14 protein-coding genes are annotated in these 23,025 nt (G+C 72.4%); 7 read left to right on the top strand and 7 right to left on the bottom strand.

All coding sequences use genetic code 11. The features are described 5' to 3' along the window. The first annotated feature begins 100 nt into the window (after positions 1-100). Together ACZ50K_RS07595 and ACZ50K_RS07600 are read left to right on the top strand one after the other, a co-directional pair. Entirely contained in the window at positions 101-643 is a 543-nt protein-coding gene (locus tag ACZ50K_RS07595) for a WcaF family extracellular polysaccharide biosynthesis acetyltransferase (RefSeq protein ID WP_468898765.1), read from the top strand. Continuing rightward, positions 640-1,749 (top strand): glycosyltransferase, encoded by a 1,110-nt coding sequence (locus tag ACZ50K_RS07600; protein WP_468898767.1) that lies wholly within the window; start codon positions 640-642, stop codon positions 1,747-1,749. Before ACZ50K_RS07595 ends, ACZ50K_RS07600 begins: the two co-directional genes overlap by 4 nt. Before the next feature lie 84 nt (positions 1,750-1,833). Here the strand turns inward: ACZ50K_RS07600 and ACZ50K_RS07605 are convergent, their stop codons facing one another. The 3 genes from ACZ50K_RS07605 to gmd all read right to left on the bottom strand — a co-directional run bounded on the left by ACZ50K_RS07605 (position 1,834) and on the right by gmd (position 6,648). Then, the gene (locus tag ACZ50K_RS07605; RefSeq protein WP_468898770.1) at positions 1,834-2,523 is read right to left on the bottom strand and encodes a hypothetical protein; all 690 of its coding nucleotides are present in this window, start codon (positions 2,521-2,523) and stop codon (positions 1,834-1,836) included. 91 nt (positions 2,524-2,614) lie between these two features. After that, complete coding sequence (locus tag ACZ50K_RS07610) at positions 2,615-5,398, bottom strand: CBM96 family carbohydrate-binding protein (protein ID WP_468898773.1); 2,784 nt, start codon at positions 5,396-5,398, stop codon at positions 2,615-2,617. Positions 5,399-5,634: 236 nt separating this feature from the next. Further along, the gene (gene gmd / locus ACZ50K_RS07615) at positions 5,635-6,648 is read right to left on the bottom strand and encodes a GDP-mannose 4,6-dehydratase (protein ID WP_468898775.1); all 1,014 of its coding nucleotides are present in this window, start codon (positions 6,646-6,648) and stop codon (positions 5,635-5,637) included. Between the two features lie 245 nt (positions 6,649-6,893). On the opposite strand from gmd, the gene ACZ50K_RS07620 reads away from it, so the two are divergent. Continuing rightward, on the top strand, positions 6,894-7,850 hold the full coding sequence (locus tag ACZ50K_RS07620) for a GDP-L-fucose synthase family protein (protein ID WP_468898778.1): 957 nt from the start codon (positions 6,894-6,896) through the stop codon (positions 7,848-7,850). Between the two features lie 37 nt (positions 7,851-7,887). On the opposite strand, the gene ACZ50K_RS07625 is transcribed toward ACZ50K_RS07620, so the two are convergent. Further along, positions 7,888-9,363, bottom strand: coding sequence for a sugar transferase (locus ACZ50K_RS07625; RefSeq protein ID WP_468898780.1), 1,476 nt, complete (start codon positions 9,361-9,363; stop codon positions 7,888-7,890). Between the two features lie 380 nt (positions 9,364-9,743). Here ACZ50K_RS07625 and ACZ50K_RS07630 point away from each other — a divergent pair, with 380 nt between their 5' ends. Both ACZ50K_RS07630 and ACZ50K_RS07635 read left to right on the top strand, forming a co-directional pair. Then, positions 9,744-12,014, top strand: a complete 2,271-nt coding sequence (locus ACZ50K_RS07630) for a M4 family metallopeptidase (protein WP_468898782.1) — start codon at positions 9,744-9,746, stop codon at positions 12,012-12,014. Between the two features lie 206 nt (positions 12,015-12,220). After that, positions 12,221-13,672 (top strand): beta/alpha barrel domain-containing protein, encoded by a 1,452-nt coding sequence (locus ACZ50K_RS07635; RefSeq protein WP_468898785.1) that lies wholly within the window; start codon positions 12,221-12,223, stop codon positions 13,670-13,672. 28 nt (positions 13,673-13,700) lie between these two features. Here the strand turns inward: ACZ50K_RS07635 and ACZ50K_RS07640 are convergent, their stop codons facing one another. From ACZ50K_RS07640 to glgP, 3 genes are all read right to left on the bottom strand, one after another. Further along, entirely contained in the window at positions 13,701-14,303 is a 603-nt protein-coding gene (locus tag ACZ50K_RS07640; protein WP_468898787.1) for a hypothetical protein, read from the bottom strand. 112 nt (positions 14,304-14,415) lie between these two features. Then, positions 14,416-15,942: an MFS transporter gene (locus tag ACZ50K_RS07645; RefSeq protein ID WP_468898790.1), complete on the bottom strand. Its 1,527-nt coding sequence runs from the start codon at positions 15,940-15,942 to the stop codon at positions 14,416-14,418. 117 nt (positions 15,943-16,059) lie between these two features. Further along, positions 16,060-18,711 carry an alpha-glucan family phosphorylase gene (gene glgP, locus ACZ50K_RS07650; protein ID WP_468898793.1) on the bottom strand — a complete coding sequence of 884 codons (2,652 nt, stop codon included), beginning with the start codon at positions 18,709-18,711 and terminating at the stop codon, positions 16,060-16,062. Between the two features lie 588 nt (positions 18,712-19,299). Between glgP and ACZ50K_RS07655 the strand changes: the two genes are divergently transcribed. Together ACZ50K_RS07655 and treS are read left to right on the top strand one after the other, a co-directional pair. Next, entirely contained in the window at positions 19,300-21,288 is a 1,989-nt protein-coding gene (locus ACZ50K_RS07655; protein ID WP_468898796.1) for an alpha-1,4-glucan--maltose-1-phosphate maltosyltransferase, read from the top strand. Beyond that, entirely contained in the window at positions 21,285-22,979 is a 1,695-nt protein-coding gene (treS, locus tag ACZ50K_RS07660; RefSeq protein WP_468898799.1) for a maltose alpha-D-glucosyltransferase, read from the top strand. The genes ACZ50K_RS07655 and treS overlap by 4 nt, the downstream gene beginning before the upstream one ends. The last annotated feature ends 46 nt before the right edge of the window (positions 22,980-23,025 follow it).

Below are 23,025 nucleotides of genomic sequence, written 5' to 3' on the forward strand. Positions count from 1 at the left end.
CCCACCCACCCCTGTACCAGTACCGGGCGCAGTCTAGTCTGAGCGCGCGGCACCTGGGGAGGCGCCGGCTCGGGGGGCGATCGGATGGGGATGCGCATTCATGGCACGTGATCTTCCTGCCTTCACGCTGGCCGGATACGACAAGGGGCGCGGGTTCCTGACCCAGGCGCTGTGGTTCGCCGTGCTGAACACGGTGTTCATGGCCTGGTTCTGCCCGGCCAGGCTGCGGGTGGCCCTGCTGCGGGCCTTCGGGGCGAAGGTCGGCGAGGGCGTCTTCATCCGCCACAAGGTGCGGGTGCTGTGGCCGTGGAAGCTGAGCATCGGCGACCACAGCTGGATAGGCGAGGGCGCCTGGCTGCTGAACCTGGAGCCGGTCACCATCGGGGCGAACGTGTGCGTCTCCCAGGAGGCGCTGCTGTGCACCGGCTCGCACGACCACCGGGCCGCCGACTTCCGCTACCGCAACGCGCCGATCACCGTCGAGGACGGCGCCTGGGTGGCGGTCCGGGCGACCGTGCTGGCCGGGGTGACGGTGGGCCGGCACGCGGTGGCCGGAGCCGGGGCCGTGGTCCACAAGGACCTGCCCGAACTGACCCTGCAGACCGCGGACGGCAGCCGCCGCCCGGTGGAGGAGCCCAAGTGAGAGTCCTGCACGCGGTCACCCTGCACTCCCCGCGCAACGCCTTCGGCGGGCCGGTCCGGGTGGCGCTGAACCTGGCCTCCGGGCTGCGGGCGCGCGGCCACCGGGCCTCCCTGCTCGCCCTCGGCGAGGACTTCGATCCCTGGCCCACCGAGGTCGAGGGGGTCCCGGCGAGGCTGTACCCGGCCCGCCGGCTGCTGCCGCTGGGCTTCAGCGGGATGACCTCGCCGGCCCTGCTCGCCGCCGCCGGGCGGCTGGTCCGGGAGGCCGACCTGGTCCATGTGCACCTGGCCCGGGACCTGGTGACCCTGCCGGTGGCGCTGGCCGCCCTGCGGGCGGGCCGGCCGCTGGTCCTCCAGACCCACGGCATGGTCGACCCCAGTGGCAAGGCCCTGGCGAAGGTGCTGGACGGGCTGGCGGTGCGCCGGCTGCTGCGCGGGGCGGGCGCGGTGCTGTACCTGACCCCGCACGAGCGGACCGGGCTGGACGCGGTGGCCGGCTCCCCGCTGGCCAACACGGTCCGGCTGGTGAACGGGGTCCCGGCGCAGACGGAGCGGCCTTCGCCGGCCGGCCCGCCGCGGATCCTCTACGCGGCGCGCCTGCAGTCCCGGAAGCGGCCGGTGGACTTCGTGGACGCGGCGCCGGCCGTGCTGGCGGCGCATCCGGACGCCGAGTTCGTGGTGGCCGGCCCCGACGAGGGGGAGCTGCCGGCGGTCCGGGCCCGGATCGCGGCCCTGGGGCTGGGCGACCGGTTCACCGTCACCGGCGGCCTGCCGGCCGACGGGGTGCTGGCGGAGCTGCGGCGGGCGCACGTGTACGTGCTGCCCTCGGTGGACGAGCCGTTCCCGATGTCCGTGCTGGAGGCGCTCGCGGTGGGGGTGCCCGCGGTGGTCACCCACTCCAACGGGCTGGCCCGGGACATCGCCGCGGCCGGGGCCGGCCGGGCCGTGGACCCGGGCCCCGAGGGGGTCGCCGCCGCCGTCCTGGACCTCCTGGACCCGGCGTCCAACACCGAGGCCGCCACCGCCGCCCGCACCCTGGCCGCGGACTCCTTCTCCATGGACTCCGTCCTGGACACCCTCCTGGACGTCTACGACGGCCTCCGCTAGCGCCCCGCCCTTCCCCGGACGGAAGAGCCCCCCGGTCGCGGTCGCGGCCGGGGGGCTCGTTCGTGGTGCGGGGTGCGGGGTGGGTCAGGCGGGGAGCCAGGCGTAGCAGCCGGTGGAGGTGAACTCCCGGGTGCCGGACGGGATCTTCGCGGTGATCGGGGAGCCCGGTTCGGCGCCGAGGGCCGGGCCGGAGGCCAGGATCTTGCCGGAGGAGCCCTTGGCCTGCCAGGTGCAGGCCGGGGTGGGGTTGACGGCCCGGTAGGTGCCGGTGCGCGGCGACTTGCGGGTGCCGTCGCCGAAGCCCTTCTCGGCCGCGGCCAGGATCGGCTTCTGCTCCGGGCACAGGTGGTTGATGGCGGCCGCGGCGCCCTGGATCTCGCCGGAGGCCACGGAGGCGGTCGCCGCGTCCTTGTCCCGCTTGGCGGTCCGCGCGATCCGCTGGCAGGCCTCCTGGCCGGTCTGGAGGACCGCCGCGGGGTCCGTCTTCTCCGGCACCCGGCCCTTCAGGTACTCCTTCTCGTTCGCCTTGAAGCTGCCGGTGACCGGCTTCAGCTTCGCGTCCGGGAGCACCGGCCCGGTCGGTTTGGCGTCCGGGGAGGGCGCGGCGGAGGACGGCGGCGGGGTGGAGTCCGCCGGGTCGGGCACCGAGGAGGCGGCCGGCGGCTTCGCCTCGGCCTGCTCGTCTTTCTTGTCCCCGTCCGAGCTGCATCCGCTCAGGGTGAGGGTGAGGGCGGTGGCCAGCAGGACAGCAGCCGCTGCCGGGCGTCGGTACATCACAGGGCTCCCGTGGTACTGGGTGGTACTGGATGGAGCGCGGGGCCCGGCTGGTCGGCCGGGCCCCGCGTTCAGCTGCGTACGGCCGTGGTTACTGCGGGCCGAAGGTGAGGATCAGCTGCGGGGTTCCCTCCGCCGCCGTGGCCTCGGAGGACCAGATCCACAGCGGGTCGGTGCCCGTGCTCGTCAGGCCCAGGCTGTAGCCGCTGCCCAGGACCGCGGAGACCGCCGCGGTGTCCAGGTCCACGTTGTGGATGGCGGAGCCGTCCGCGACGCCGGTGATCGAGCCGAGCTCGGTGGTGCCGAGGGTCGGCTTGGTCTTGAAGGTGGTGCCGGCACCGCTCCAGCTGCCGGTGACCGGGACCACGGAGACCTTGTCGGCCGTGCCGGCACCCGCCTGGGTGGTGGTCTTGATCTGGAGGGTGGCCGCCTTCAGGACCTGGCCGGCGGGGGCCGCCGGGAGGTTGAAGCGCAGGTACGTCTCGTAGGCCGAGGTGCCGCGCACCGCCAGCGAGGTGGACGTGCCGTAGGCCGTGCTGGGGGCACCCTGGTTGATGTAGGTGTCCTCGGCCGCGGAGACCTCGGTGACCGTCTCGGTGGGCGCCTTGGCCAGGTCGTAGTGCTTCTTGATCTGGGCCTGGGTCAGGGCGCTGGGGTAGACGGCCGTCTCGTCGATCTGTCCGGCGAAGAAGTTGCTCGTCGGACGGTTCGGCCAGCTGGCCAGGTTGTCGCCGCCCACGTGCCAGTAGCCCGCGTAGGACTGGTGGGTGGTGCGGTTGAGGGTGCCCTCGTTCTTGCCGTCCACGTACAGGGCCATGCCGGACGGCCCCTGGGTGGCGACCACGTGGTGCCACTTGTTGTCGTTGTACGTGTCGAACAGACCGGTGGTGATGGTGCGGGTGGAGCCGTCATACACGCCGAACGCGAGGCGACCCGAGTTCGTCATGTAGATCTGCTTGTCGTAGGACCCGCTGTTCCGGCTGGTGTTGTTGCCGAAGCCGATCAGCTTGCCACCGCGGTTGGTGCTGGTCTTGAACCAGGTCTCCAGGGTGTACGCGGTGCCCACGGTCTGCCGGCGGTCGCTGTGGACCTGCTCGTCGGTGCCGTTGAAGGCGACGGCGGTGCTGGAGCCGGTGATGGCTCCCGGGCTCTGGCGCAGGGCCGGGGCGTTGATCTGCACGCCGCTGGTGTTGCCGGAGACCGAGGAGTCGGCGGTGTACGGGCTGACGGTGTCGTCGTAGCGCCAGTACAGCTCGGCGCCGTCGGCGCGGACCTGGTTCGGGTAGGCCTGGACGGTGGCCGGGACGGTCACCGAGGCGGTGGCCGACAGGGCGCTGGTGTTGCCCGCGGCGTCGGTGGCGGTCACCCGGTAGGTGTACGACTGGCCGGCCTTCACCGTGGTGTCGGTCCAGGAGGCCTGCGGGCGCTCCCACTCCAGCGAGCTGGCGACGACCGAGGCGATCGGGGTCGCGGCGCCGTTCCGGTAGATCCGGTACGTCAGCTTGCTGTCGTCCTTGTCGTAGCTGGTGCGCCAGCGGACCTGGGCCTCGCCGGGCTTGACGCTGCCCGCGCTGGCCACCGGGGTGGTCGGGGCGCCGACGTCGCCGGTGGAGGCGAAGCGGGTCAGGCCCTGCTGCGGGGCGCCGTTGATGAGGGTGAACTCACCGCCGACCCACAGGTACTTGACCGCGTCCTTCTCGGAGACGGCCATGACGCGCGGGCCGATGCCCTCGCCGATGCCGTCGTTGGCGTCGGGGTGCCAGCCGAGCTTGCCGGGGCCGCGGACGAAGCCGTCGACCGGGGCCGGGGCGGTGCCGGTGTGGTTGGTCGGCTGGGCGAGCAGGAAGTTCCGCTTGCCGTCGGGGAACTCCAGCTCGGTGGAGCAGTCGTGCGCGTGCGAGGAGCTGTAGAGGACCCCGTCGTAGGGCAGCACGAACTGGGTGGCGCCCAGGCAGCGGTCCCGCCACTTCTCGGAGAAGTCGCTGAGGTTGAGGCCGATGCGGCCGTCGAAGACGCCACCGCCGGAGCCCTCGTTGCCGGTGTAGAAGCCGCCCTCGCCGTCGGTGGATATGTCCTTGACGACGGAGTTGCTCGGGATGTTGCCGTACGTCTTCTTCACCGCGCCGGTGGTGGCGTCGACCACCGCGAGGGCGTGCGAGTTCGCGTTGTTGACGGTGAAGAAGTCGCCGCCGAGGAGCACGTTCTTGCCGTCGGGGGTGACCTCGACGGCACGGCCGGGCTCGTCGGCGTGGGCGGTGAAGGGCTTGACCGCGCCGGTGGTGGCGTCGACCGCGGCGAACCGCTGGCGGTCCTGGCCCTCGACGGTGTTGAAGTCGCCGCCGGCGTACAGGGTGTCGTCGGTGACGGCGAGCGCCCGCACGGTGGCCGGGAAGCCGGGGTGGAAGGCGGCCTTCGGGGCGCAGGTGGCGATGTCGATCGCGGCGACGCTGCTGACCGGAGTGCCGTTGACGGCGCCGAAGTAGCCGCCGGCGTACAGGGTCTTGCCGTCCTTGGAGACGACCAGGGCCCGCACGGTGGCGGAGCCCTCACCGATGGTGAAGGAGAGCTTGCACGAGGTGGGGGCTCCGGTCGCGGCGTCCAGCGCCACGAAGTTCACGGCGTCCTGCTCGGTTCCGCTTCCGGCCGCGTCGGGCGGGCGGACGGTGGAGAAGGTGCCGCCGGCGAACACGGTGCCGTTGTGCTCGGCCATGGCGAACACGATGCCGTTGGGCTGCCAGGTCGGCAGCTCGTCGGCGGTGAAGGCCACCGGCGAGGTGATGGCCGACGCCTCGGGCATCAGCACGAGGCCCAGGCCGGTACCGGCACCGGCGAGTGACAGGGCGAGGGCAGCAGTCAGCCCTCTGGATCTACGCATGAGCCCCCCAGGGCTTCGCCCGGTTGAATGGCTGGAACTATCCGAACAGCCATATGTACTGGCGCAGACTAGGGCCGGTATGAGGGCCCGGTCACCACACTTGACCCATTGCATACCAAGTTGGAATGTACGGGGTTCGGCGGGGAAGGCGCGCTGCGGACATACGGCGGATATGTCCTGGTCATCCCCTGTAGGGGGTGACCAGGACACGGCAATCGTAAGGTATGGAACCAGCCTTAACGGTCGATGCGGACCGTCACGCCGGCGAGCTGGTCGGCGACCTGGCGGATGTCCGCGTCCACCATGATTCGCGCCAACTCCTCCACCAGCACCGTCGGCTTCCAGCCGAGCAGTTCATGGGCCTTGCCGGCGTCGCCGATGAGGGCGTCGACCTCGCTGGGGCGCTCGTACTTGGGGTCGTAGCGCACGTGGTCGTTCCAGTCGAGCCCGGCGTGCGCGAAGGAGGCCTCCACGAACTCGCGGACGGTCGCGGCCACACCGGTGGCCACCACGTAGTCGGTGGGCTCGTCCTGCTGGAGCATCCGCCACATGGCGTCCACGTACTCCGGGGCGTAGCCCCAGTCGCGGACGGCGTCGAGGTTGCCGAGGTAGAGCTTCTCCTGGAGACCGGCCTGGATCCGGGCCACCGCGCGGGTGATCTTGCGGGTCACGAAGGTCTCGCCGCGGCGCGGGGACTCGTGGTTGAAGAGGATGCCGTTCACCGCGAACATGTCGTACGCCTCGCGGTAGTTCACCGTGGTCCAGTAGGCGAACACCTTCGCGGCGCCGTACGGGCTGCGCGGGTGGAAGGGGGTCCCCTCGTTCTGCGGCGGCGGGGTGGCGCCGAACATCTCGGAGGACGAGGCCTGGTAGATCCGGGTGTCCACCCCGCTGGCCCGGATGGCCTCCAGCAGGCGGAGCGCGCCGAGGCCGGTGACGTCACCGGTGTAGAGGGGCGCGTCGAAGGAGACCCGGACATGGGACTGGGCGCCCAGGTTGTAGACCTCGTCGGGGCGTATGTCGCGGAGCAGGTTCACCAGGGCCACGCCGTCGGAGAGGTCCGCGTGGTGCAGGACGAAGGACCGGTTGGCGGTCTGCGGGTCCTGGTAGATGTGGTCGATCCGCTCCGTGTTGAAGCTGGACGAGCGCCGCACGAGCCCGTGCACCGTGTAGCCCTTGGAGAGCAGCAGCTCGGCCAGGTAGGAGCCGTCCTGGCCGGTGACTCCGGTGATCAGCGCGGTCTTGCTCATGCGGGTTCCCCCCGGGGGTTGTCGTGTTCGTGGTGTGGTCCGGGGCAGCGCCCCGGGCTGGTGGTGCGGGGTGTCCCGCCCGTGCGGCGGCCCGCCGGTCCCGTCCGGTCGGACCGGTTCCGTATACGGGTGCTGGCATCGTACGCGCGCTCGGGAGCCGTTCCGGCCGGGGCGGCCCGGCGGGGGCGTCCGCCGGGGGTGGACCCGGCTGCGGACGGCCCGGGCGCGATGGCATCATCGCCGGTATGACAAATCCGCAGTCGTACCTGCCGCCGCACGCCCGCATCTTCGTCGCGGGCCACCGCGGCCTCGTGGGGTCCGCGGTCGTCCGGCGGCTGACCGCCGACGGCCACGAGGTGATCACCCGGAGCCGCCAGGAGCTCGACCTCCGGGACGAGGCGGCGACCGCGGCGTTCCTGGCGGAGGTCCGCCCGGACGCCGTGGTGCTGGCCGCGGCCAAGGTCGGCGGGATCATGGCGAACAGCACCTATCCGGTGCAGTTCCTGGAGGAGAACCTGCGGATCCAGCTCAGCGTGATCGGCGGCGCGCACGCCGCCGGGGTGGGCCGGCTGCTGTTCCTCGGCTCCTCCTGCATCTACCCCAAGCTGGCCCCGCAGCCGATCCGCGAGGAGTCGCTGCTGACCGGCCCGCTGGAGCCGACGAACGAGGCGTACGCGCTGGCGAAGATCGCCGGCATCGTACAGGTGCAGTCCTACCGGAAGCAGTACGGGGCCTCGTACATCTCGGCCATGCCGACCAATCTGTACGGGCCGGGCGACAACTTCGACCTGGAGAGCTCGCACGTCCTGCCGGCCCTGGTGCGCCGCTTCCACGAGGCCGCGGCCGAGGGCCGCGAGGAGGTCGTGCTCTGGGGTTCGGGCACCCCTCGCCGGGAGTTCCTGCACGTGGACGACCTGGCGGCGGCCTGCGCGGTGCTGCTGGAGCGCTACGACGGGGACGAGCCGGTGAACATCGGCTGCGGGGACGACCTCACCATCAAGGAGCTCGCCGAGACCGTCGCCGAGGTCACCGGGTTCCGCGGCCGGCTGGCCTGGGACACCACCAAGCCGGACGGGACCCCGCGCAAGCTGCTCGACGTGAGCCGGCTGACCTCCCTGGGCTGGAAGCCGGGGATCGGGCTGCGCGAGGGCATCGCGGCCACCTACCGCTGGTGGCTGGACACGGCGGAGCAGGCCCGCTGATCTCGGGTGCGTGAGGGACCTCTGCTGCATGAGGGGCTCAGTACGCTCCGCGTCCGTCGACCACGGCGCGGAGCGTGCGGCCCATCACGTCGACGTCGCTGGTGAAGGACCAGTTGTCCACGTACTGCAGGTCGAGCTGGATGGTCTCGTCCCAGGAGAGGTCGGACCGGCCGCTGATCTGCCACAGCCCGGTCATCCCGGGGCGCACGGACAGCCGGCGCAGCTCCACCTCGTCGTAGCGGGCCACCTCCTCGGGCAGCGGCGGCCGCGGCCCGACCAGGGACATGTGTCCGCTCACCACGTTCAGCAGCTGCGGGAGCTCGTCCAGCGAGGTGCGGCGCAGCAGCCGGCCCACCCGGGTCACCCGGGGGTCGCGGCGCATCTTGAACATCAGCCCGTCGTTCTCGTTGGCGCTCGCCAGATCGGCCTTGAGGCTGTCCGCGTCGACCACCATGGTGCGGAACTTCCACATCACGAAGGGCACCCCGTCGCGTCCTATCCGGCGCTGCCGGTAGAAGGCGGGTCCCCTGCTGCCCAGCCGGATCGCCGTGACGATGCCGAGGAACACCGGGGCCAGCACCAGCAGTCCGAGGCCGGCGCCGCCGCGGTCCAGCACCGACTTCAGCAGCGGCTGCAGCCCGTGGCGGACCGGGGGCGCGACCCGCAGCACGGCGAGCCCGCCGGCCGAGACGGTCTCCAGCCGCTTGACCGAGACCTCGACCAGGCCGGGGAAGACGGCGAGCTCCAGCCCGGCGTCGTGCAGGGCCCAGGCGACCCGGCGCAGCCGGTCGCCGGAGATCCGGCGACCGGGGGCGACCAGGACCAGGTCGGCGTGGTGGCTGGCGACCGCGCCCAGCACGGTGTCCGCGTCCCCGGCCGGGCCGGGGGGCATCGCCTCGGCGAGCCGTCCGGCCACCGGCACTCCCCCGGTGAGGGGTTCGGCGCCGACCGGGACCACCCCGACCACCACGTACGGGTGGTCGGTGCGGGCGGCCAGGTGCGCGATGACCTCGTCGGCGGCGCCGGGTTCGCCGACCACCAGCACCCGGCTGACGGCCTGGGCCTCGCGGCGGGCGGCCGACAGGTGCCGGTAGGTGAGCTTGTGGCAGGCGACGGTGATCAGCAGGGCGGGCAGCAGGGCCCCCAGGGCGGCCAGCCGCGGGGTGCTCTCGTCCAGCGCGGCCCGTGCCACGGCCAGGACGCCGATGAGAATCAGCCAGTCGTGTACGACCGGGAGCACTCCGCGCGATTCGCCGAGGGCGCGCGCGGCGTAGCGGCGGCGGAGCGTCTGCACCGCCGTCCAGGCGAGTGCCGCGCCGGCCGCGCAGAAGAGCGGGCGGTCCTGTCCGGCGGCCTCGAAGACCAGGCCGACGGGGATCCCGGCGCCGAGGACGTCGGCGGTCAGCGCCGCGGGCAGGTACCACCGGGCCTTGTCGCCGAGGCGCCGGGACGGCACAGTCTCCCCCGAGGAAGTTCCGGCCACTCGCCGCACAGGAATACGGACATGCCTCATGGGCCCCCCTGGCACGTGGTCTATGACGAAGGCGAGTGTCCGCGGCTTCCCCAAACGACGGACAACTGTCGCACCGGGAAACAGTACGACAAACACCCGTACGGTAAATGCCGTTTGCCTGAACGTAGCCTCTTGTTGCCCGTTCGTTAGCATCCGGACCATCAGATTCCGGATAGCGGACCCGCAGCTTCCACCACCTCGGTGAACGGTTCGTATATCGAACCTGTCACTTCGGACAACGAACGATTTCCGGCCAACCTTTTGACGCGACCCTGACAGCGCGCGCCGTAGCTGGCACTCTTCGATCCGTTCTTCGCACAGCACGTTCTGCCCGGAAGCCCACCCAGCCTCCGGAACCCCCCTTGCAGAAGGAGTCTGCGTTGAGTCCCACCCCCCAGCGGCGTGCCACCGCGGCCGGCGCCCTCATTGCCGCGGCGGCCCTGCTCGCCGTAGGCGTGCAGGCCACCACCGCCTCCGCCGACGCCACCGCGTCGCAGGCCCGTCAGGCCGTCTCGTCCAACCCGGGCGCGGCCGCCGTCAAGCTCAGCCCCTCCGAGCGTGCGACGCTCATAGCCGGCGCGAACTCCACCACCTCCGCGACCGCACAGGCCCTCGGCCTCGGCGGCCAGGAGAAGCTGGTCGTCCGCGATGTCGTCAAGGACGCCGACGGCACCACCCACACCACCTACGAGCGGACCTACGCGGGTCTGCCCGTGCTCGGCGGCGACCTCACGGTCCACGCCAAGGGCGGTGTCACCAAGAGCGTGACCAAGGCGTCCAACCACGAGATCAAGGTGGCCACCACCACCGCGGCCGTCACCCCGGCGGCCGCCGAGAAGCAGGCGCTCACCGCGGCCAAGGCCGAGGGCTCCAAGGAGACCAAGGCCTCCCGGAACGCCCGCAAGGTGATCTGGGCCGCCTCCGGCGCCCCGGTCCTCGCGTTCGAGACGGTCGTCGGCGGCTTCCAGCACGACGGCACCCCGAACGAGCTGCACGTGGTGACCGACGCCAAGACGGGCGCCAAGCTCGGCGAGTGGCAGGCCGTCAAGGACGGCACCGGCAACACCATGTACAGCGGCCAGGTCACCCTGGGCACCACCCAGACGGGCAGCACCTGGAACCTGACCGACGGTGCCCGCGGCAACCACAAGACCTACAACCTCAACCGCGGCTCCTCCGGCACCGGGACCCTGTTCTCCGGCCCGGACGACGTCTGGGGCAACGGCCTGCCGGCCAACCTGGAGACGGCCGCCGCGGACGCCCACTACGGCGCCGCGGTCACCTGGGACTACTACAAGAACGTGCACGGCCGCAACGGCCTGCGCAACGACGGCGTGGCCCCGTACACCCGGGTCCACTACGGCAACGCGTACATCAACGCGTTCTGGCAGGACTCCTGCTTCTGCATGACCTACGGCGACGGCGCGGGCAACAACAAGCCGCTGACCTCCACCGACGTGGCCGCGCACGAGATGACCCACGGCCTCACCTCGGTCACCGGCAACATGACCTACAGCGGTGAGCCCGGCGGTCTGAACGAGGCGACCTCGGACATCATGGCCGCGGCCGTGGAGTTCTACGCCAACAACCCGACCGATGTCGGCGACTACCTGGTCGGCGAGAAGATCGACATCAACGGCAACGGCACCCCGCTGCGCTACATGGACAAGCCGAGCAAGGACGGCTCGTCCAAGGACGCCTGGTACTCGGGCCTCGGCAGCATCGACGTCCACTACTCCTCGGGCCCGGCCAACCACTGGTACTACCTGGCCTCCGAGGGCTCGGGCGCCAAGGTCGTCAACGGCGTGAGCTACGACTCGCCGACCTCCGACGGCCTGCCGGTCACGGCCATCGGCCGGGACGCCGCCTCCAAGATCTGGTTCCGCGCCCTGACGGCGGGCTACTTCAAGTCGAACACCAACTACGCGGCGGCCCGTACGGCCACCCTGCTGGCCGCAGCCGACCTCTACGGCCAGGGCTCCACCACCTACAACAACGCGGCGAACGCCTGGGCGGCCATCAACGTCGGCGCGCGCATCGTCTCCGGCGTCTCGGTCACCCCGATCGCCAACCAGAACACCCAGGTCAACGGCACGGTGAGCCTTCAGGTCCAGGCCACCAGCACCAACCCGGGTGCGCTGAGCTACGCGGCGACCGGCCTGCCGGCCGGCCTGTCGATCAACTCCTCCACCGGTCTGATCTCGGGCACGGCCACCACCGCGGGCACGTCCAACGTGACCGTCACGGTGACCGACTCGGCCGCCAAGACCGGCACCGCCTCGTTCACCTGGACGGTCGGCACCTCGCAGCCGAGCGTCTTCGAGAACACGGCCGACTACACGATCTCGGACAACGCCACGGTGGAGTCCCCGATCACCGTCTCGGGCCGCACGGGCAACGCGTCGAGCGCCCTCAAGGTGGAAGTCAACATCGTCCACACCTACGTCGGTGACCTCGTGGTCGACCTCGTCGCCCCCGACGGCAGCGTCTACAACCTGCGCAACCGCACCGGCGGCAGCGCGGACAACATCGTCCAGCAGTTCACCGTGAACGCCTCCTCCGAGGTCGCCAACGGTGTCTGGAAGCTGCGGGTGCGCGACGCCGCCAGCGCGGACGTCGGCTACATCAACAGCTGGAAGCTCACCTTCTGATCCGGGTGACCTGCCACTAGCGCGGAGCGCGCGGCACCACAGGGACGCGGAGCGGCTCGGGGACTCACACCTCCCCGGGCCGTTCTGCCTGTGCGGAGGGCCCGTGCGGACGGGACCTTCGCCGGATACCGGGCCGGGCCCCCGGCGGGACACTGGAACCAGGAACCTACGGAACCGTAGGTTCGGGTGACCCGAGGACGTGCCGCATGACCCAGACCCAGGAGACCCCCGGAACCCGCCCCCTGCCCTGGCTGATCCAGGGCGGCATGGGGGTCGGGGTCTCCGGCTGGCGGCTGGCCCAGGCGGTGTCCCGGGCCGGACAGCTCGGCGTGGTGTCCGGCACCGCCCTGGACGTGGTCCTGGCCCGGGTGCTGCAGACCGGCGACCCCGGCGGGCACGCCCGCCGCGCACTCGCCGCGTTCCCCCTGCCGGAGCTGGCCCAGTCCGCCCTGGACTGCTACTTCCGGCCCGAGGGGCTCGGCCCGGACACCCCCATGCGCACCACCCCCCGGCTGCGCGCCACCGGCGGCGCACCGGCCGAAGTCCTCACCGTCCTCGGCAACTTCGCCGAGGTCTGGCTGGCAAAGGAGGGACACGATGGCCTCGTCGGCGTCAACTACCTGGAGAAGATCCAGCTGGCCACCGCCCCCGCGATGTTCGGCGCGATCCTGGCAGGCGTCGACCACGTCCTGGTCGGCGCCGGCGTCCCCGGTCAGATCCCGGCCCTCGCCGACCGGCTGGCGCGCTACCAGCGCTGTCTGACGAAGATCACCGTGGAGGGCGACGAGGAACCCCTCGACCAGCTCTTCGACCCGGCGGCCCTGCTCGCCGGACACCTCCCCGGCCCGCTGCGCCGGCCCCGGGTGCTGGCCATCGTCTCGCTGCCGGTGCTGGCGACCTATCTGGCCCGGGACCCGGCCACCCGTCCCGACGGGTTCGTGATCGAGACCAGCGGGGCCGGCGGACACAGCGCCCCGCCGCGCGGACCGATGCGGCTGGACGAGCACGGGGAACCCGTATACGGTCCGCGCGACCACCCCGACCTGGCCCGGATGGCCGCCCTCGGACTGCCGTTCTGGCTGGCCGGCGGACAGGCCGGCCCGCGGGCCCTGGCCGAGGCCCGGGCGGCCGGCGCGGCCGGGGTCCAGGTGGGCAGCGCGTTCGCGCTCTGTGAGGAGTCCGGGATGACCCGGGAGCTCCGCGAGGAGCTGGTGGCCCGGGAGCGGGCCGGCACCCTGACCGTCCGCAACGACCCGGACGCCTCCCCCACCGCCTTCCCGTTCAAGGTGGCGGAGCTGCCCGGCACGGTCTCCGACCCGGAGGTCGCCGCGGCCCGCCGCCGGGTCTGCGACCTCGGCTTCCTGCGGACCCCGGTGCGCGGCCCGCGCGGTCTGGTGTACCGGTGCGCGGCCGAGCCGGTCGCGGCGTACGCGCGCAAGGGCGGCGATCCGGAGCGGGCGGCGGGCCGGCACTGCCTGTGCAACGGGCTGCTGGCGACGATCGGGCTGGCCCAGCGGCGGCCCGGCGGCCGGGTGGAGCCCCCGCTGGTGACCATCGGCAAGGACCTGTCGTTCCTGCCGGAGCTGTCCCCGGACGGGAGCCCCTACACGGCCGCGGACGTGGTGTCCTGGATGTCCTCCGGCACCGGCCGCCGCTGACCGGGGGCGGTGCCGGCCGGTCCCCGGGTCAGGGGATCCGGCGGAAGACGGTGTCGAGGAGGCCCTTGGCCTCGGCGGCCGCGCGGGCCCGGGCGCCGGACCGCTCCCCGGCCGGGACCTCGTCGTCGTAGACCGGGCCCTCGTCCCCGTTGTCGATCAGGTCGGCCGGGTCCTGCCAGTCGACCTGCTCCTCGCCCCGGCCGTCGCCGGCCTCCTCGCGGTCCTCGTCCATGGCGTCCTCGCGGTCCTCACGGTCCTCGCGGTCGCCCCGCGGCGGGCGCTCCTTGTCGCGCGGCCGCTCGAAGCGGACCGCGACGGCCTCGAACCCGTCCGCCCCCTCGTGCGGTTCGGCCACCGCCACCGGGTCGCCCACGCACGCGTCGTTGTCGAAGAGCAGCGCCGCCCGGTCCGTCCTGTTGTACGCCTCCACCGCCGGGTGCCGGCGGGAGGTGCCGTTCAGCAGGTAGCAGGTGCTGTCCCCGGCCGGCCGGAGCTGGCCGCGGTGCTCGCGGCCGTCCTTGAGGTACGTGTAGTTCAGCGCGTCCCCGCCGTCGGCCAGGGCCTGGCCCGACACGGGGAGGAGGAGCGCGAGGGCGCCGGCGAGGGCGACCGCGGTGGTGCGAAGACGCATGGGGGTTCCGTTCTTCCGCGAAGTGGGTGCCGGGTCCGGTGGGCATCCAGGACGGAGCGTAGGAGCGGAACGGTTCAGCGAAACGTTTCTCCTCGCAGGGGCGTTCGGAGGTTCACCCGGAGAGTCCCGACCGGCGCGGCCCCGCCGCCGCCTTCGCCGGCGCACCCCGCCCGACCGGCGGACCACCCGCCGCGGGCACCGCCCGGACGAGCAGCAGCACGGCCGCCGCCCCCAGCAGTCCCAGCACCCCCGACACCAGGAACACCGACCGCAGCCCGCTCGCGAAGGCCTGGTCCACCACCCCCGGCGGCATCCCGCCCGCACCGCCGGAGGCCAGCACGTGCGCCCCGTCCCGGGCGTCCGGGGCGCCCGCCCCGGAGAGCCCGCGCGCCAGACCCGCCTGGAAGGCGGCCCCCAGCACCGCGATCCCCAGCGCGTTGCCCAGCTGCCGCGCGGTGTTCAGGGCCCCGCCGGCCATCCCCGCCCGGGCCGGGGAGACCGCCGCCATCGCGGTGGAGGCCAGCACCGGCGCGGCCATCCCGGCCCCCAGCCCGGCCACCACCAGCCCGGGCAGCAGCACCGGCCAGCCGTCCCCCGGGTCCAGCATCAGCGCCTCCAGCAGCGCCCCGGCCCCGATCAGCAGCATCCCGCCGCCCACCGTGAACCGGGGCGGCAGCCCGTGCAGCGGCCGCCCGCCGAACGCGGACACCGCGAAGGCCGCCAGGCTCAGCGGCACCAGCACCAGCCCGGCCGCCACCGGCCGCATCCCCTCGGCCGACTGGAGCCAGAGCGAGACGTGCATCAGGGAGGAGAAGGCCGCGACCGACAGCAGCAGCGCCCCCAGCATGATCCCGGTGAAGGTCCGGTCCCGGAACAGCGAGAGGTCCAGCATCGGGTGGGCGCCGCGCAGTTCGACCGCCAGGAACACCACCAGGGCCACGGCCGACAGGGCGAACAGCCCCAGCACCGCGGGCTCCGTCCAGCCGTGCTCCCCGGCCCGGATCAGCGCGTAGGCGAGGGCTCCCGCGCAGCCGGTGAAGGCGGCCGTACCGGGCAGGTCCAGACCCCGGTCACGGCCCTGCGGGTTCCGGGACTCGGCGACCGCCCGGCAGGTCACCCAGACCGCGAGCGCGCACACCGGCAGGTTGATCAGGAAGATCCAGCGCCAGCCCAGGTGCTCGGTGAGCAGCCCCCCGACCAGGGGACCCGCGGCGGCCGCGGCACCGTTGACCGCCCCCCACACCCCGAAGGCCACGCCCCGGTCCCGCCCCTGGTACGAGGAGCTCAGCAGGGCCATGGTGGTGGCGAACATGGCGGCGCCGCCCGCGCCCTGCACCGCCCGGAAGGCGATCAGCTGCCCGGATCCGGCGGCCAGTCCGCAGGCCAGCGAGGCGGCGGCGAAGAGGACCAGCCCGCCCAGGTACACCCGGCGCCGGCCGATCCGGTCGGCCAGCGCGCCCGCGCCCAGCAGCAGCGCGGCCAGCGCGAGCGCGTAGACGTCCATCACCCATTGCAGGCCGGCGAAGGTGCCGTCCAGGTCGGCGGCCATCTCCGGCAGCGCCACGGTCACGATGGTGACGTCCACCAGCAGCATGAACGCCCCGAGACAGACCGCGGTCAACGGCAGCCATCTGCGCACGGCGGGCTCCTTCGGGGTACCGGGCTGTGCGCCCAGTACCCCATCGGGAGGTCGAGCCCCGCCTCAGTCCGCCTCGCGGCCCGGCGGGCCGGGTGCCGCGAGGCGGACGCGGAGGGGTCAGCGCAGCGGTACCCCGCCGCCGCCGGTGGCCGCCGCGGTCTCCGGCGGTGCCGCGAGCAGGCCCAGCTCGGCCGGGGTGTCCAGCAGGGGATGGGCCGGCAGGATCCGGACGGTGTAGCCGAACGGTCCGGTGCGGTCGAGGGCGAGCGGGCCCTCGTACAGCCAGCGGCCCTCCAGGTCCGGGCCGGCGGCCGGCTTGAGCGGGAAGGTGCGGGCGTCGCGGATCACGTCCTGGGCGTCCACCCGGCCGGCCACCGCCTGTACCTCCACCTCCTCCGGGGTGAGCGAGTCCAGCGCGACCTGCACCCGCAGGGTCAGGGTGGCGCCGAGCTCGGCGGTGCCGTTGACCGGTGTGGTGGCGAGGGCCTCCACATGGCCCACGGCCACCCGGGGCCACACCTCCCGCACCCGCCCCTTCCAGCCCGCCAGTTCGCGGGCGGTGTCGGGGGTCAGGGCCCGGTGGGCCAGCGCGGCGGGCGCGTAGAGCCGCTCGACGTACTCGCGGACCATCCGCCCGGCGAGCACCCGGGGACCGAGCGAGACCAGGGTCCGGCGGACCATCTCGATCCAGCGGGCCGGCAGCCGGCCGGGGCCGGACCGGTCGTAGAACCGGGGTGCCACCCGGCGCTCGATCAGCTCGTAGAGGGCCACCGCCTCCAGGTCGTCGCGCCGCTCCTCGTCGGTGCCGTCGTCGGCGGTCGGGATGGCCCAGCCGAAGTCCGGCTCGAACCACTCGTCCCACCAGCCGTCCAGCACGGACAGGTTCAGGCAGCCGTTGAGGGCCGCCTTCATCCCGCTGGTGCCGCAGGCCTCCAGCGGGCGCAGCGGGTTGTTCAGCCAGACGTCGCAGCCCGGGTAGAGCTTCTGGGCCATGGCCATGCCGTAGTCGGGCAGGAACACGATCCGGTGCCGGACCCGGGGGTCGTCGGCGAACCGGACCAGTTCCTGGACCAGGCGCTTGCCGCCGTCGTCGGCGGGGTGCGCCTTGCCGGCCACCACGATCTGCACCGGCCGCTCCGGGTCGAGCAGCAGCCGGCGCAGCCGCTCGGGGTCGCGGAGCATCAGGGTGAGCCGCTTGTAGGAGGGCACCCGGCGGGCGAAGCCGATGGTGAGCACGTCCGGGTCGAGGACGGAGTCCACCCAGCCGAGCTCGGCGTCGGCGGCCCCGCGCTGCCGCCAGGAGGCCCGCAGCCGGTCCCGGACCTCCTGGACGAGCTGTTCGCGGAGCACCCGGCGGAGGTCCCAGACGTCCTGGTCGGGGATCTCGGCGACGGCGTCCCAGCGGGGGGAGCCGCCGACGGACAGGGCGTCCTCGGTGCGGCCGGCCCCGATCTGCCGGGCGCCGAGCCGGACCACCTCGGGGGCCACCCAGGTCGGGGCGTGCACCCCGTTGGTGACGGAGGTGATGGGGACGTCGGCGGGGTCGAATCCCGGCCACAGTCCGGCGAACATCTCCCGGGACACCGCCCCGTGGAGGGTGGAGACCCCGTTGGCCCGCTGGGCGAGCCGCAGGCCCATCACGGCCATGTTGAACACCCCGGGGTCGCCGCCCGGGTAGCTCTCGGCGCCCAGCCCCAGGATCCGGTCCACCGGGACCCCGGGCAGTTCGCCGCCGTCCCCGAAGTGCCTGGCCACCAGACCGCGTTCGAACCGGTCGATGCCGGCGGGGACGGGGGTGTGGGTGGTGAAGACGGTACCGGCGCGGACCGCTTCCACGGCCGCGTCGAAACCGAGCTCCTGCTCCCCGGCGAGTTCCCTTATGCGTTCGAGGCCGAGGAACCCGGCGTGCCCCTCGTTGGTGTGGAACACCTCGGGGGCCGGGTGGCCGGTGATCCGGCAGTAGGTGCGGACGGCCCGGACCCCGCCGATGCCGAGCAGCATCTCCTGGAGGAGGCGGTGGTCGCTGCCGCCGCCGTAGAGCCGGTCGGTCACCTCGCGGGCGGCGGCGTCGTTGTCCTCGACGTCGGAGTCGAGGAGCAGCAGCGGGACGCGGCCGACGCGGGCCTGCCAGATGTGGGCGTGCAGGGCGCGGCCGCCGGGCAGGGTGAGCGAGACCCGGGCGGGGGTGCCGGCGGTGTCCCGCAGCAGGTCGACGGGGAGTTCGTTGGGGTCGAGGACGGGATAGTGCTCCTGCTGCCAGCCCTCCCGGGAGAGGGACTGGCGGAAGTAGCCGTGGCGGTAGAGCAGGCCGACGCCGATCAGCGGGACGCCGAGGTCGCTGGCGGCCTTGAGGTGGTCCCCGGCGAGGATGCCGAGGCCGCCGGAGTACTGCGGGAGGGCGGCGGTGATGCCGAACTCGGGGGAGAAGTAGGCGACGGCGGCGGGCAGCTCCCCGGCGGCCCGGCGGGGCTGCTGGGACTGGTACCAGCGTTCGCCGCCGAGGTAGTCGTCGAGGTCGGCGGCCGCGACGGCGAGCCGCCGCAGGAACCTCCGGTCCCCGGCGAGTTCCTGGAGTCGTTGGTCGGATACGGCTCCCAGCAGGCGTACCGGATCCCCGCCGGCGGCCTGCCAGCCCTCCGGGTCGACGCTGTGGAAGAGTTCTCTGGTCTCGGCATGCCAGGACCAGCGCAGGTTGCGGGCGAGCGAGGCGAGCGGAAGCAATGCTTCCGGGAGGACGGGGCGCACGGTGAACCGACGGATAGCCTTCACACGTTCCACCTTCGCAGGCGATTACGGATCGAAGCGGACGCACCACGCTGTGCACCCGGTCATCACCCCGGGAAGGCTATCGCCGCCACCGCCCCCCGGCCATGGCGCCTCCGCGCCACCGGTAGGGAAATCGCACAGCCCGCCCCTCGCGGGCCCCGCCCCGAGGGCGCTCAACGACCTTCCGGGGAGGCCCCGTTGGGGACTCGGCGGCGAGGTGCGGTCGCATACGTCGGGCAGGGGCGGGTACGCGCGCCGTGACGGGGGCGTCACTTGACGGAACGGCAGCGGGATCCGGGGTCCGCCGATGACCTTGCGCGAGTGGCCGGATACGAGTAGTTAACCAACCGCGAAGATTGCGGGGCACGAGAGTGGGAAGGGCTCCCCGGGTACATAGCACGGCGCACCCGCACCCCACCTCTCCCCGCCACCCGAGTGAACGCGGACAGGAGCGGCCATGCCCGCAGCCCAGCCGCCGACGGAGCGGCTAGAAACAGAGCGAACAGAGCGTGCACAACCTGCTGTCCCGCCGGCCGGACCGGCGGAGCTGTTGTCACCGAGCCCTGCGAACCTCCCCCAGGTGATCACATCATGATCGGTCGCATTCCCGTTCTGGACGTCCGCCCCGCCGTCGACTGCGGTGCCAGAGCCGCCAAGGCGGTCGTGGACGAGGTATTCGAGATCTCCGCCACCGTCTTCCGCGAGGGCCACGACGCGGTCGCCGCCCATGTGGTGCTGCGCGACCCCAAGGGGCGGCTGCGCGCCCCCGTCCCGATGGCCGAACTGGCCCCCGGCACCGACCGGTGGGGCGCGAGGGTCAGCGCCGACACCGAGGGGAGGTGGACCTATACCGTCGAGGCCTGGAGCGATCCGCTCGCCACCTGGCGGGCACATGCGCTGATCAAGGTGCCGGCCGGCATCGACTCCGAGCTGATGCTGATGGAGGGCGCCGAGCTGTACGAGCGGGCGGCCGCCCGGATCCCCAAGAAGGACGGCCGGGAGTTCGTGCTCGCGGCCGCCGACGCGATGCGCGGGGAGGGCGACCCCGGCCGGCGGCTGGGCGCCGCGCTGGACGAGCGGGTGTCCGGGGCGCTGGCCCGCCGCCCCTACCGGGAGCTGGTCTCGTCCGCCAAGCCGGTGGCCGTGCTGGTGGAGCGCCGTCGGGCGCTCTTCGGCTCCTGGTACGAGATGTTCCCCCGGTCCGAGGGGGCGGTGGTCGAGGAGGGGAAGCGGCCGGTCAGCGGCACCTTCAGGACCGCCGCGCAGCGGCTGCCGGCGATCGCCGCCATGGGCTTCGACGTGGTCTACCTGCCGCCGATCCACCCGATCGGCACGACCCACCGCAAGGGGGCCAACAACTCGCTGTCCGCCGACAGTTGGGATCCGGGGGTGCCCTGGGCCATCGGCTCCCCGGAGGGCGGCCACGACGCCGTGCACCCGGAGCTGGGCACCCTGGAGGACTTCGACGAGTTCGTCCGGCAGGCCCGTGAGCTGCGGCTGGAGATCGCCCTGGACTTCGCCCTCCAGTGCTCGCCGGACCACCCGTGGGTGGAGAAGCACCCGGAGTGGTTCCGGACCCGGGCCGACGGCACCATCGCGTACGCCGAGAACCCGCCGAAGAAGTACCAGGACATCTTCCCGGTGCACTTCGACACCGACATGGCCGGGATCGTCGCGGAGACCGTCCGGGTGCTGCGGCACTGGATGGACCACGGGGTGCGCATCTTCCGGGTGGACAACCCGCACACCAAGCCGGTGGTGTTCTGGGAGAAGGTCATCGGGGAGATCGGCAAGACCGACCCGGACGTGATCTTCCTGGCGGAGGCCTTCACCCGGCCGGCCATGATGCGGGCGCTGGCCTCGGTCGGCTTCCAGCAGTCGTACACGTACTTCACCTGGCGCAACACCAAGGCCGAGCTCACCGACTACCTGGGCGAGCTGTCGGGTGAATCCGCTTCGGTCATGCGGCCCAACCTGTTCGTCAACACGCCCGACATCCTGCACGAGTACCTGCAGACCGGCGGGCGCCCCGCCTTCGAGGCGCGGGCCGTGCTCGCCGCCACCCTGTCCCCCACCTGGGGGGTGTACGCGGGCTACGAGCTCTGTGAGGGCACCCCGCTGCACGAGGGCTCCGAGGAGTACCTGGATTCGGAGAAGTACCAGTTCAGGCCGCGTGACTGGGCCGCCGCCGAGCGCGAGGGGCGGAGCATCGCCCCGCTGATCTCGGCCCTCAACCGGATCCGCCGCCGCAACCCCGCGTTCCAGCAGCTGCGCGACCTCCACTTCCACCCGACCGACAACGAACAGGTGATCGCCTATTCGAAGCACTCCGGCGCCAATTCCGCACTGGTGGTCGTCAACCTCGATCCGCACCACACCCAGGAGGCGACGGTCTCGTTGGACATGCCGGTACTCGGCCTCGACTGGCACGGGTCCCTCGCGGTGCGCGACGAGCTCACCGGCGAGACCTACCACTGGGGCAGGGCGAACTACGTGCGTCTGGAGCCGGGCCGTGTGCCCGCGCATGTGCTGACCGTCCTGCGACCGTCCCCGCCCACCGGAGGGTCACCCACCACATGATGATCAACGATCCCGTCCACGACCTCTTCGAGGACACCCCCGCCAAGGACCGCGACCCCGACTGGTTCAAGCGGGCGGTCTTCTACGAGGTCCTCGTCCGATCCTTCCACGACAGCAACGGGGACGGGGTGGGCGACCTCAAGGGGCTCACCGCCAAACTCGACTACCTCCAATGGCTCGGGGTGGACTGCCTCTGGCTGCCCCCGTTCTTCGCCTCACCCCTGCGGGACGGCGGCTACGACGTCTCCGACTACACCTCCGTGCTGCCCGAGTTCGGGGACCTCGCCGACTTCGTCGAGTTCGTCGACGCGGCGCACCAGCGCGGCATGCGGGTGATCATCGACTTCGTGATGAACCACACGAGCGACCAGCACGAGTGGTTCCAGCAGTCCCGCAGCGACCCCGACGGGCCGTACGGCGACTACTACATGTGGGCCGACGACGACAAGCAGTACCAGGACGCCCGGATCATCTTCGTGGACACGGAGACCTCGAACTGGACGTACGACCCGGTCCGCAAGCAGTACTACTGGCACCGGTTCTTCTCGCACCAGCCGGACCTCAACTACGAGAACCCGGCCGTGGTCGAGGAGATCGTCTCGGCCCTGCGGTTCTGGCTGGACCTCGGCATCGACGGGTTCCGGCTGGACGCGGTCCCCTACCTCTACGCCGAGGAGGGCACCAACTGCGAGAACCTGCCGCGCACCCACACCCTCCTCAAGCGGGTCCGGGCCGAGATCGACGCGCACTACCCGGACACGGTGCTGCTCGCCGAGGCCAACCAGTGGCCCGAGGACGTGGTCGACTACTTCGGGGACTACGCCAAGGGCGGGGACGAGTGCCACATGGCGTTCCACTTCCCCGTGATGCCGCGGATCTTCATGGCGGTCCGCCGGGAGAGCCGCTACCCGGTCTCCGAGATCCTCGCCAAGACCCCGGCGATCCCGGCCAGCTGCCAGTGGGGCATCTTCCTCCGCAACCACGACGAGCTCACCCTCGAAATGGTCACGGACGAGGAACGCGACTACATGTACTCCGAGTACGCCAAGGACCCGCGGATGCGGGCCAACATCGGCATCCGGCGCCGGCTCGCCCCGCTGCTCGACAACGACCGGCACCAGATCGAGCTGTTCACCGCCCTGCTGCTGTCCCTGCCCGGTTCGCCGATCCTCTACTACGGCGACGAGATCGGGATGGGCGACAACATCTGGCTGGGCGACCGCGACGGGGTCCGCACCCCGATGCAGTGGACCCCGGACCGCAACGCCGGTTTCTCCTCCTGCGATCCGGGCAGGCTCAACCTGCCGGTCATCATGGACCCGGTCTACGGGTACCAGGTCACCAACGTCGAGGCCGCGATGTCCTCGCCCTCCTCGCTGCTGCACTGGACCCGTCGGCTGATCGAGGTCCGCAAGGCCAACCCGGCCTTCGGCCTCGGTTCGTACACCGAACTGCCGTCCTCCAACCCGGCGGTGCTCGCCTTCCTCCGCGAGTACGGGGACGACCTCGTGCTGTGCGTGCACAACTTCTCGCGCTTCGCGCAGCCGACCGAACTGGATCTGCGGTCCTTCAACGGACGGATCCCGGTGGAGCTCACGGGTGACGTGCGCTTCCCGCCGATCGGCGAATGGCCGTACCTGCTGACCCTGGCGGGACACGGTTTCTACTGGTTCCGGCTGCACGGCGAATAGGCCCGGACCCGCACCTCCGGGCGGTGCCGGCACCCGCCGGCGCCGG

It is taken from the genome of Streptomyces sp. NPDC033845 (assembly GCF_055576225.1).